This is a genomic window from Psychrobacter sp. P11G5 (genome assembly GCF_001593305.1).
Lineage (GTDB): Bacteria > Pseudomonadota > Gammaproteobacteria > Pseudomonadales > Moraxellaceae > Psychrobacter.
This window is the reverse complement of the sequence record NZ_CP012533.1, coordinates 2,809,667-2,821,226: the sequence shown is the minus strand read 5'-3', so window position 1 is coordinate 2,821,226 and position 11,560 is coordinate 2,809,667. Positions and strand designations below refer to the sequence as shown.

Annotated in this window: 8 protein-coding genes; 3 read left to right on the top strand and 5 right to left on the bottom strand. The window is 43.1% G+C overall.

The window, feature by feature from the left end:
* Positions 1–5 precede the first annotated feature (5 nt).
* The 5 genes from AK825_RS11485 to gmk all read right to left on the bottom strand — a co-directional run bounded on the left by AK825_RS11485 (position 6) and on the right by gmk (position 6,751).
* Positions 6–2,294, bottom strand: a complete 2,289-nt coding sequence (locus AK825_RS11485; RefSeq protein WP_149038762.1) for a primosomal protein N' — start codon at positions 2,292–2,294, stop codon at positions 6–8.
* A gap of 202 nt (positions 2,295–2,496) precedes the next feature.
* Positions 2,497–2,877, bottom strand: coding sequence for a RidA family protein (locus tag AK825_RS11480; protein WP_068037519.1), 381 nt, complete (start codon positions 2,875–2,877; stop codon positions 2,497–2,499).
* Between the two features lie 170 nt (positions 2,878–3,047).
* Positions 3,048–5,246: an HD domain-containing protein gene (locus tag AK825_RS11475; protein WP_068037516.1), complete on the bottom strand. Its 2,199-nt coding sequence runs from the start codon at positions 5,244–5,246 to the stop codon at positions 3,048–3,050.
* Between the two features lie 444 nt (positions 5,247–5,690).
* On the bottom strand, positions 5,691–5,951 hold the full coding sequence (rpoZ, locus tag AK825_RS11470; protein WP_068037513.1) for a DNA-directed RNA polymerase subunit omega: 261 nt from the start codon (positions 5,949–5,951) through the stop codon (positions 5,691–5,693).
* Between the two features lie 170 nt (positions 5,952–6,121).
* Positions 6,122–6,751 carry a guanylate kinase gene (gene gmk / locus AK825_RS11465; RefSeq protein WP_068037509.1) on the bottom strand — a complete coding sequence of 210 codons (630 nt, stop codon included), beginning with the start codon at positions 6,749–6,751 and terminating at the stop codon, positions 6,122–6,124.
* 252 nt (positions 6,752–7,003) lie between these two features.
* Here gmk and ispH point away from each other — a divergent pair, with 252 nt between their 5' ends.
* From ispH to htpG, 3 genes are all read left to right on the top strand, one after another.
* Positions 7,004–7,960, top strand: a complete 957-nt coding sequence (gene ispH, locus AK825_RS11460) for a 4-hydroxy-3-methylbut-2-enyl diphosphate reductase (protein ID WP_068037506.1) — start codon at positions 7,004–7,006, stop codon at positions 7,958–7,960.
* Positions 7,961–8,475: 515 nt separating this feature from the next.
* Complete coding sequence (locus AK825_RS11450; protein WP_068037504.1) at positions 8,476–9,291, top strand: thioesterase family protein; 816 nt, start codon at positions 8,476–8,478, stop codon at positions 9,289–9,291.
* A 224-nt stretch (positions 9,292–9,515) separates the two neighbouring features.
* Positions 9,516–11,534, top strand: a complete 2,019-nt coding sequence (gene htpG, locus AK825_RS11445; protein WP_082787247.1) for a molecular chaperone HtpG — start codon at positions 9,516–9,518, stop codon at positions 11,532–11,534.
* The last annotated feature ends 26 nt before the right edge of the window (positions 11,535–11,560 follow it).

Here is an 11,560-nt window from a genome sequence, read left to right as displayed (position 1 = left end):
TAAGACTACCAACCAACAGGATCAATGTCTAAAGTAAGCTTGAGGTATTTGGCGCTGGGCAAGGCGAGTACTGGCTGCCACCATTGATTTAATACATGGTGTAATTGCTGCCGATCTTTTGCTAAGAGCAGCAATTGTGCGTGATAGCGGCTGTTCTTTTTACTCATCGGTGCATCGATAGGGCCAAGTACGGCGAGGTTGTGTCCATGAGGCAGATTGGCAATGGCATATTTAAGGGCTTGAGTAGTAGCCGCAAGGGTTTTGCCTTCACAGCGTATTAGTGCGGCGTGGCTATGAGGGGGTAATCCCATCATTTTACGCTCTTGCAATAGCTCACGCGCGAATGACAGATAACCGTCTTTCACCAGCTTTAATAATAGCTCATTATCTGGTTGCAGCGTTTGAATCAGTACGCGACCAGATTTATCACCGCGTCCAGCACGGCCTGCCACCTGAACCATTAGCTGAGCGGTATGTTCAGGCGAGCGAAAGTCTGCTGATAAAAAGCCACGATCAGCATTGGGCAAACAAACTAAGGTGACATTGGGAAAGTGATGACCTTTGGCGACCATTTGCGTGCCGACTAAGATAGCAGGATTGCCTTGATTGATACGCTGATAAATATTCTCCCAGCTATCTTTACGCCTGGTAGTATCGCGATCGATTTGAATAATCGGATACAGCTCTTTACTGGTTTGCGGATTGGCAAAGATAGCGTGTAGGTTTTCGCTCAGCCTTGTGGTACCCATACCCTTGGCATCTAAGTTTTGACTACTGCAATCAGGGCAAACAGTAGGAATATAAGCTTGCCAATCACAATGATGGCATTTCAGATATGAGTTGCTTGAGTAATTGCTATGCTGAGCTTGGCTATTATAATGAACGGTTAAATGGGCATCACAGCGGGGGCAGTCCGCCTGCCAACCGCAAGCCTCACACAATAAGACAGGGGCATAACCGCGACGATTTAAGAATATCAATACTTGATTACCCGATTCGAGCGTTTGCCGTATTGCACCAATCAATGCATCGGTCAAACCTGTATCAAAGCGCGCGCCGTCATCCGTCGTTTGTTGATGAGTACTTTGCAAGCGCGCATCAATCAGCTGCATCATGGCAGGTTTGGCATTGCCAGGACGAGTAAGCAGTTGGCACTCTACTAACTTGCCGTCATCGACCAGTTTTAAATGCTCAAGAGAAGGGGTAGCGGTACCAAGCACGACTGGGATATTGTATTGCAGGCCGCGATAAAGCGCGACGTCAGCAGCATGATAACGCAGTGTATCTTGCTGCTTATAAGAACCATCATGTGCTTCATCAACGACGATAAGTCCTAAATCTTTAAAAGGATATAGTACCGCTGAACGCGTCCCGATAATGATTTGAGCATGACCAGTGCGGCAATCTTGCCAGCCTTGTAGGCGGTGAGTATTGTTCATGCCTGAATGCAGTAAGACGATATGAGCGGCAAAGCGACTGGCAAAACGCGCACGCGTCTGCGGGGTCAGTCCAATCTCCGGCACTAAAATCAAAACCTGCTTGCCAGCTTCTAATACAGCTTGCATCGCTTGTAGATAGACTTCGGTCTTGCCACTACCGGTAATGCCGTTTAGTAAAAATCCTGTATAGCGTTCAGCTTCATGGGCGATAACAATGGCTGCAACGGCAAGCTGTTGCTCATCATTGAGATCGAGTGGCATTTTTGCTAATTTGACAGGAGATAGCGCTTGTTTTGGCTCAATATAGCGCTCGATAAGACATTTATCTTCTAGCGTTTTTAAAAAAGCTCGCTCCATACCTTCCAATAATAGTACGTCTTCACTAGCACCGCGTTCGCCATGTAGTTTGAGCATATCAAATTGCTGTTTTTGTTTTTTTGCATTGGCGCGAAAGTCGTCGTCGCTCGCATTCGCCAAAATTCGCCAGTGGGTAATGAGTAAGTCCAGTGGTTTGCCTTGACGAACCAAGCTTGGCAAGATGACTGCCAAGACATCACCGAGCGGGTAGTGATAATAGCGCGCAAGCCAATAGGCCAGCTTTAACATACTGGCATCTAAAATAGGCTCAGCATCTAAGCTTTTATTAATGGGTTTTAGTTTATTCGTGGGTACGCTGCTATCAGCTTCCGAGATATGAGCGACTACAATACCGACTAGAGTCTGACGACCGAATGATACCTCGACGCGACTACCAACATGAGGTAAAGAAGAGCTTGATAAGGCGTTTACATCTGCCGGTACGCTATAGTCAAATACCCGATAAAGGGGCACGGGTAGAGCAACTTGTACCAACATAAATGCATCCCCAACGTTTAGATATTTAGCTTTTAGATATTTAGAAAATGATATTGATGAGGGTAATAGCAATAAGCCCAAATAGCTATATTTGGGCTTACTCTAGAAGTTTTTTAGCAGTAACTTTTTTGACTTAATATTTTAAGACCATTAAATGTACCAATGTGCTAATTGGTGACACGGCCTAATCCAATATATAACGTTACTCAATATATAAAATAGCTTCAATCTCAACCACGCCACCTTTAGGCAATGCAGCAACCTGTACGGCAGCGCGGGCAGGGTAAGGCTCACTTAGGTTTTCAACGAATACTTCATTAAGTACGGCAAAGTCGCTTAAATCAGTTAAAGATACATTAAACTTAACCACATCATTTAAGCTACCACCAGCTGCTTCACAAACGGCTTTCAAGTTAGCAAATACTTGCTTCGCTTGCGCCTCAAAACCGTCTCGTAATTCCATCGTATCAGGATCGAAACCAAGCTGTCCTGAGATATAAACAGTGTTACCCACTTTAACTGCTTGTGAATAGGTGCCAACGGCTGCAGGAGCTTTATCAGTTTGGATGGTTTGACGGCTCATTTTATATCCTTATTGTATGTTCATTAGTTTAGTATGCTAAAAAGTTAGCAGAAGAGTCTAGCATTGTTTTGAATTTTTCTAAAATTTTAGGCTAAAAGTATCGATTTTTTGACAGATTATCTAGGACACGCCCTAATCAATAAAAATTTAGATAATTGTTATAAATGTTTTTAGAGCTGATATAGGCGTACGATATTAGGAAAGCCCAATAAAGAGCGCAGCTCACGAATACCTTGCGCTAAGTGATCGCGGCTACGGACAATAATATGAACAATGGTATCACTGCTACGTACATCGACCGTTTCGACGCCGATATTCAGCTGACGCAAGTGGTAGATGACTTCAGTGATTTGTTCGTCGCTAAGAGCGATAGATAGTTTTAGATAAGCTGGAAAACGAACTTTCCCGCCTTCTTTCCCGCTTTGCTCAACTGCCTCACCTTGTTTTATCCCCTTATCACTACGCCAGCGCAATTGTATGACCTGATAAGGATTGTCTTTACGAATATCGTCCAGTGAGAAGCATTTATGTCGATGTACAACCAGACCATGCTTTGATAAATGCCCAACGATAGGGTCGCCATAGATAGGATGGCAGCAATTGGCAAAATCAATCTCAACACCTGCAGCATTAGCAATCAGCTGTTGGGGCTGCGTCATATCGTCATTATGTCCTTGTACTTGTAGATTGCTTACCTCATCGCTAAATAAGCGTGATACTACAAGCTGCGGTAGTAGTGTGCCAGAACTTATCTGCTCAAATAGAGCACTCTTTTCTGGTAAGCCGCGCCATTCAATTAAGTTTTTCCAATCGCTATCAGTCAAATCATCAAGATTTTTTTGGTAAGTTTTTAACGCTCGATCTAAAGCTTGTTGACCATGATGCTGCTTGTCAGCGGCGGATAAATCTTTAAACCAACGTAAAATCTCTTCACGTGCTTTGTTGGTGACCACAAAACCAAGCCATTCAGCTTTTGGTTCTGAGTGGCTATTGACTTCAATTTCAACCAGCTGGCCGTTTTTCACAACCGTACCAAGCTTGGCTTTTTTGCCATCGACATTTGCACCGACGGCGACGTTTCCGACCATAGGACCGACCGCATAGGCAAAATCTAGTGCGGTTGCACCTTGTGGTAGCTCATAAGCACGGCCTTGCGGACTATAGCAAATGATTTTACTGGAATGCAGGTAATCCATCAGCTCATTAATGGTAGAGACAGCCGCCGTAAAGTCAGGACTGTTTTCATCTAAAGTGTCTTCATCGACCAAGTCTTTCATATTGCGTAACGAAGCTTGAATGACTGATTGACTAACGTCAGAGGCGTGTTCTGCTCCGATTACGCCAAGTCTTGCCGCACTCTGCATCTGCTTGGTTAAAATAGTTACTTTGACACAGTCGTTATCACGCTCATAGATGAGGGTGAGCGACTGATTGCCACCAGGTAGCGGTCTGCGAATATTGTCTTCAATATGAGAATCATCAATCTGGTATTTTTTGATCAAATAATAAGCCAGCTTGTCACAAGCTTCAATATTATCGAGCACAATCTCAAAAGCATAATGACGGAGCAGGGCATTGATTTCACCGCGATTACGGAAAAATTGTCGATATATAACCACGCGGTTGTCTAATACTTTTACGTGTCCACCAAGCTCTAAATTATTGAGTACTATAGTCAGATAGCGATGAATAGCTTCCCTTTGAAAATTACGTCCAAGACCATGCTGTAACAGTTTGTCAGATATTTTGTTATACATATCAGAGTTAAGATTGCGATAACATAAGACTTCAATATAATCGGCAATATCATTGAGCCCCATTAAGCGTGCAAATGGTACATAAAAATCTAAAGTCTCTTGAGCAGTAGCGCGTTGCTTTTCAGGGCGAACGGCATCAAGTGTAGACATGTTATGCAAACGGTCGGCAAGCTTGATAATTAATACGCGTGGATCGTTCAAAGTGGCGGTGAGAATTTTATGAAAGGTAGCGGCTTTATTTTGTTGCTTATTATGAGTGGAGGATTTTAATTTGGTTACCCCATCGACCAGTCTTGCGACTATCTTACCGTAGCGCTCTTCAAGCTGCTCGTCACTAACCTCAGTATCTTCGACTGTATCATGCAAAATAGCTGCAATGATAGTATCCCGATCTAAGCGAAAGCCAGCTAATATTTCAGCGACCGCAATAGGATGCGTAATATAAGGCTCTCCTGACTTGCGCTTGTCTTTTATGTGCGCAACATCACCAAATGCGCAGGCATCAATAATATCATGGCGCTCAGCTGCACATAGATACCCAACCGAACGCAGTAAATTATACTGAGCTTCATCAACCAAATAGTGACTGAGTTTGGGTAAGGTTTGGCTCATAGAGTGGCGATCCTATTGTTCGTTACGATTTTGGTAGAAGCTACTTGCCCAATGCCTATACGTTAAATAGAACAATGCTATTTAAATATTGGTTGGACGATAATGCTTTTAAAAGATTATGCTTTTTGAAAATAGGCAAGCTCGAAAATTACTGTTTTTCATCTTCATTATCACTACGCCACCCTCTAATTAATCGTAAATTGCGTTGAATGTCAACTACTAAGCGAGTAGACAGTTTAAAAACCTTTAAGTAATAATAAATGGTACCAGCTATCTCCGAGTAACGACTATTGACAATCGTTTAGAAAATCATGCTGGACTTACCTATTGGACTTAAACGGCAAAAACCACAGCATGACACTGTGGTTTTTGTTATAGCATTCATTTCAAACTGTAATATAAATTATATTACTACAGATTAAATAAAATCAAGATTATACAGCTCTAAAAGCTATGATCACCCGATAATGCTAAATCTAGTGAGCTGGTCGCAAAAGTATGCTCCGGCTGATTTAGGATATCACGAGTAATCTTGCCAGCGGCAATTTCACGTAGCGCCAATACGGTAGGTTTGTCATTGTCAACTTCTACTAGCGGCTCAGCAATACCTTTAGCCAGCTGGCGAGCGCGTTTGCTGGCAACTAATACCAATTCAAAGCGATTATCAACATTTTCCAAACAATCTTCAATCGTCACTCGTGCCATAGATAGCTACCTCGGTTGTTTTTATCAGTAACGGACATTGCCCGCAACTCGATAAAAATAGTATCAAAAATATAAGGGGTAATAACTGGCTATTATAGCATTTATTTACCCAAACGCGCAGTTGCTTTTTACGTCTAATCTTTTAGAGGATATAAGATTGAATATTAGGCTTATGATTGGTCAGGCGAGCCTGATAATAAGTTTGTAATAACGCGACTATATCGCTGTTGTTGACGTGTTAAAGTCTGTCTGTCAGCAACGATAATGGCTTTCAGCTCAGTCAAGGCAACCTCAAAATTATCATTAATTACCACGTAATCTGCATGTACATACTGCGACATCTCATTAACTGAGCCTGCTAAGCGCTGTTCAATAACATCGGTACTGTCTGTCGCACGTGTCGATAGACGCTGACGTAACGTCGCAACGCTCGGTGGCAAGATAAAAATCATGATTGCCTCGGCAAATATATTTTTAACTTGCAGCGCGCCTTGCCAGTCAATCTCTAAAATGACATCAATGCCCGCTTCTAACTGCGCCCGTACACTTGACTCTGAGGTGCCGTAATAGTTACCAAACACTTCGGCGTGCTCTAAAAACTGTCCTTCGCCGATAGCCTTTGTAAACATATCTATGCTGGTAAAGTGATAATGCTGACCGTCAATCTCGCCAGGTCGTGGAGCGCGCGTGGTATGAGAGACACTAACAGTCAAATCGTTGGTGGTAGCAAGTAGCTGTTTAACCAGTGAGGTCTTGCCAGTACCGGAGGCGGCAGTAATGATAAATAATGAACCTGTCATACAGTGTGTCCTAATGAACGGATAAAGGCTGGTAAAAAGATAAAATGCCATCATGTAGAGTGATAGAAAGCATGATTGCTTGGTAATTATAAACTGCTTTTAATACTTTTATTTTAGTTAGTCGCCTCTCCAGTTCAATTACGACTGGAACGGTGGTATTTTAAAAGGCAATAAAAGCAAATTATGCTAAAGTAGAGTATTCGTTTCACCCTAATTTTTTAGAATCTAAATTATCCAATGATAGGCTGCCTTATGCAAATTTATCTTGCTAATCCACGTGGATTTTGTGCTGGTGTGGATCGCGCAATTGCGATTGTTAACGAAGCATTGACCCGTTTTGAGCCACCTATTTATGTGCGTCATGAAGTCGTGCATAACAAGTTTGTGGTTTCAGACTTGGCCAATCGTGGCGCGGTATTCGTCGAAGAGCTGGATGAAGTGCCGGACGGCTCAATCGTTATTTTCTCCGCACATGGAGTTTCGAAAGCCGTTGAAGACGAAGCGACACGTCGTGACCTAACTGTCTTTGATGCAACTTGTCCTTTGGTCACCAAAGTACATATCGAGGTCGCAAGATTTGCGCAAGACGGTATGGATGCAGTACTAATCGGACATGCTGGACACCCTGAAGTTGAAGGCACGATGGGGCGCTTTAACCGTCGTCATGGTGGACAAATCCACCTCGTTGAAAATGAAACTGATGTCGAAGCGTTGACAGTGCAAAATGCTGAACGTTTGGCATTTGTCACCCAAACCACGCTTTCGATGGATGATACCGCTCGTGTCATCGATGCATTACGTGACAAGTTTCCTAGTATTCAAGGTCCGCGCAAAGACGATATCTGTTATGCCACCCAAAACCGTCAAGATGCGGTCAAAGATTTGGCCGGTCGCTGTGAAGTCGTCTTAGTGGTGGGCTCACCAAACTCGTCAAACTCTAATCGTCTGCGTGAGTTAGCAGAGCGCATGAATTGCCAAGCATATCTGATTGATGATGCTAGCGAGATGAATCGTAAATGGTTCGATGGGATTCAAAGTGTTGGGGTAACCGCTGGAGCTTCAGCGCCTGAAATACTGATTCAAGAAGTGCTACAACAACTACAAGATTGGGGCGGTGATTTGCCTAGTGAGTTGTCGGGTATTGAGGAAAACGTGACCTTTAGTTTGCCGAAAGCCTTGCGTATTCCGGTTACCCAAGTAGGCAAGTAGAGGTATAATCCGTTCAAAATAAAGTGCTTAATAAAAACCATCTACTAATAGGTTAGGTAGAATGAAAAAACAGAAAAAAAGGTTTGTACTAGCAGAAGCGACTCTTGACGAGGTTAACAAGCAATTGAAAATAAATATGTTTGTAATTGGATTGGTTGTCGTGTTGCTTGGGCTGAATATCGTGCATTTTATGAAAGACAATAGTCTTTTTTATAGTGCCTTAATTGTGATTATGATCTTTTTATTATTCTTAATTATAAAGAGTCGCAAGATTCTTAATATAAGAAAACAAGAGCTTATTAGGTAGGGCGTAAAGGTAAACCAGCGCCCAAATAGCCTATGAGTAACACAATAATACTGAGTCTAAAAATACTGAGTTCAAAAAAACACTATTAGAGTGTGTTTAATAAACCCTCATAATAAAACGTAGTGATGTTTTTTACATACAGCCACTTCTCATAACAATCGAAACAATGGATTGGTCCGAGAGATTTTATAAAAAACTAAGGATGGTTATGTCAGCTTATTACAACTTTATAAAACGTGAACAGCAAACAGATGGTACCTGCGTTGCGCATTATCAGCCAACTGAGCATGCGCAAGGTGCGTGGAATGAACATGAACAACACATGGCGCCAGCGACTGGGTTACTGGCGGTCGAATTAGAAAAGTTTGCACCGCAAGCCAATATGCGCGTTGCCCGTATTAGTCTTGATATCTTGGGACTGATTCCGCTTGATGAGTTTACGGTTACTACCCGTTGCATTCGTCCGGGCAAGACCATCGAGCTAATAGAAGCAGTAATGAGCAGTCGTGGCCGCGATTGTATTATCGCTCGTGCGTGGCGACTGATGACTCAAGATACTAGCGTTGTTGCAGGGTTAGAAGATCAAAAGGCGTTGCATCAGCCAGATGGATTGCCTGTTTGGGACGACATGAAAGGCTGGCCTGGCGGTTTTATTGAAAGCGTGCGTTTGGTTGCTTCTCCAGATCGTCGTGCGGGTAAAGGCATGGTCTGGATAACCAATGATATCGAGATGGTGGCAGGCGAACCAACCGATGATTTGGTACATCTATTAGGTATGGTTGATACGGCCAATGGCGTCGTGCCACGGCTTGGAATAGAGCTGTCAGCCGCCCAGTGGATGTTCCCCAATACTGATTTGCAAATTCATATGCACCGCGCACCTAAAGGTCGCTGGCTTGGTATCGAAGCGGTACAGCAATATGGCGATGACGGAATAGGGCTTACCAGTTCAGTACTGCATGATGTGCATGGGCCTTTTGGTCGCAGCGAGCAAATCCTAACTATTCGACCGATGCCGCGCTAATCTGTGATTCAGGATAAGCAAAAAGAAGTTAAATGATGCTTTAAACTTAATAAAGCTACCATTTATGCTTGAAATTTTTGACCGTGCCCCTATTTGATTAACCAGCCTAGCATTATTTATCGCAGATTTTATCAATTAGCTGCGCTTATTTGCTAGTACTTGCAGTTCTTGTGATTAATATATGCTGCTAACAGCATCTTTGGTAAGAATAATAGGAGTTTTTTATGAGTGAACAGACCCAAGCGGATAATAACAACGCTGATAATCTCAATACTAATAACAGTAACGTTAATGAAAGTACCCCTGAATTAAAAAAACACACTTTTGAAGCGGAAGTTGCGCAACTGCTGCATTTAGTGACCCATTCGCTTTATTCTAATGCCGATATTTTTGTGCGTGAGCTGGTTTCTAACGCTTCTGATGCGTGTGATAAATTGCGCTTTGAAGCTACCAATGACGATAGTCTTTATGAAGACGATGGTGAGCTGCGTATTCGTATTGCAGTCGATATCGAGGCCAAAACCATTACCTTTACTGATAATGGTATCGGTATGAATGAAGCGGATGCCATCGAAAACTTGGGTACGATTGCTAAATCAGGTACTAAAGCATTCTTAGATAAGTTGTCTGAATCACAAAAGCAAGACGGTCAATTGATCGGACAGTTTGGTGTTGGTTTTTATTCAGGATTTATCGTAGCTGATACGATTAGTGTTGAATCGCGCAAAGCAGGCGACCCCGCGGATAAAGGGGTGCGCTGGGTATCAGATGGTACTGGTAGCTTTACGGTTGAGCCTATCAATAAAGCAGCGCGTGGCACAGCCATCACTTTGCATCTAAAAGAAGAATATTCTGAAGGCGAAGATAACTACCTAGATCGCGGCAAAATTAAGCGTTTGGTCAATAAATATTCAGACCATATCAGCCTGCCGATTCAGATGCGTAAAGAAGTCTGGCAAGAAGATGTAAAGGAAGAAGGGGAAGACTCTGAGGCGAGCAATACTCCAGCTGGCGGCGAGATGGTACTTACCGATGAGTGGGAAACTATCAATAAAGCCAGTGCGCTTTGGACCCGCTCAGCGTCTGAGATTGAAGATGACGAGTATGTCGATTTTTATAAAAACATCACTTATGACATGGATGCGCCGCTGACTTGGACGCACAACCGTGTTGAAGGTCGCGTTCAATATACGCAATTGCTGTATATCCCCAAAAAAGCACCAGTAGATTTATATACTCGTGAACAGCAGCATGGTCTTAAGCTTTACGTCAAACGCGTATTTATCATGGATGACGCTGAGCAACTGCTACCGATGTATCTACGCTTTGTAAAAGGGGTTATCGACTCAGCAGACTTGCCATTGAATGTTAGCCGCGAATTACTACAAGAATCACGTGATGTGAAATCTATTCGTGATGGTAACGCGCGTCGCATTCTGACAATGCTATCAAGTTTGGCCAATAGCGAAGACAATGACAAGCAAGAAAAATTCGCGCAGTTCTACGCAGAATTTGGCGATGTTATCAAAGAAGGTGTTGGCGAAGACATGGGCAATCAAGAACGTATTGCCAAGTTACTTCGTTATGCCACCAGCACTAATGATAAGGTCGAGACTAGCTTTGAAGATTATAAAGCGCGCATGAAAGACGGTCAAAAGGCTATCTACTATCTAACGGCTGATAACTTAGCCGCTGCCAAAAACAGTCCGCAACTTGAGCTGTTTAAGAAAAAAGGCATCGAAGTTATCTTAATGACTAGCCGTGTCGATGAATGGGCAATGAACTTCTTGACTCAGTTTGATGATATGCCGCTACAAAACATCGCTAAAGGCGCTGTAGATTTGGGCGACTTGCAGGACGATGAAGAAAAGGCAGAAGCTGAAAAGGCACAAGAAATCATGAAGCCAGTCGTCGATAAACTTAAAGTGGCGTTAGGCGAACGTGCAAAAGATGTCAAAGTCTCAACACGTCTGGTAGACAGTCCAGCTTGCTTAGTCGTTGGTGAAGGCGAGCTGTCACCACAAATGATTCAAATGCTTCAGCAGATGGGTCAAGATGTACCAGCGAGTAAGCCAACATTAGAAGTTAACCCTGATCATCCGCTTATCAAAAAGCTTGAGAGTAGTGAGCAGTTTGACGACCTTGCGCAAGTCATCTTTGACCAAGCATTATTGGCTGATGGCGGTCAGTTAGAAGATCCAGCTGCTTATCTTAAACGTGTCAATGAATTATTGATGCGGTAATGTCTAGTAGCTGATGTGAAAGGAGG

Excerpts from the sequence above, each read along its gene's own strand:
- AK825_RS11485 (WP_149038762.1), bottom strand. The coding sequence starts at position 2,294 with ATGTTGGTACAAGTTGCTCTACCCGTGCCCCTTTATCGGGTATTTGAC.
- AK825_RS11480 (WP_068037519.1), bottom strand. The coding sequence starts at position 2,877 with ATGAGCCGTCAAACCATCCAAACTGATAAAGCTCCTGCAGCCGTTGGC.
- AK825_RS11475 (WP_068037516.1), bottom strand. The coding sequence starts at position 5,246 with ATGAGCCAAACCTTACCCAAACTCAGTCACTATTTGGTTGATGAAGCT.
- rpoZ (WP_068037513.1), bottom strand. The coding sequence starts at position 5,951 with ATGGCACGAGTGACGATTGAAGATTGTTTGGAAAATGTTGATAATCGC.
- gmk (WP_068037509.1), bottom strand. The coding sequence starts at position 6,751 with ATGACAGGTTCATTATTTATCATTACTGCCGCCTCCGGTACTGGCAAG.
- ispH (WP_068037506.1), top strand. The coding sequence starts at position 7,004 with ATGCAAATTTATCTTGCTAATCCACGTGGATTTTGTGCTGGTGTGGAT.
- AK825_RS11450 (WP_068037504.1), top strand. The coding sequence starts at position 8,476 with ATGTCAGCTTATTACAACTTTATAAAACGTGAACAGCAAACAGATGGT.
- htpG (WP_082787247.1), top strand. The coding sequence starts at position 9,516 with ATGAGTGAACAGACCCAAGCGGATAATAACAACGCTGATAATCTCAAT.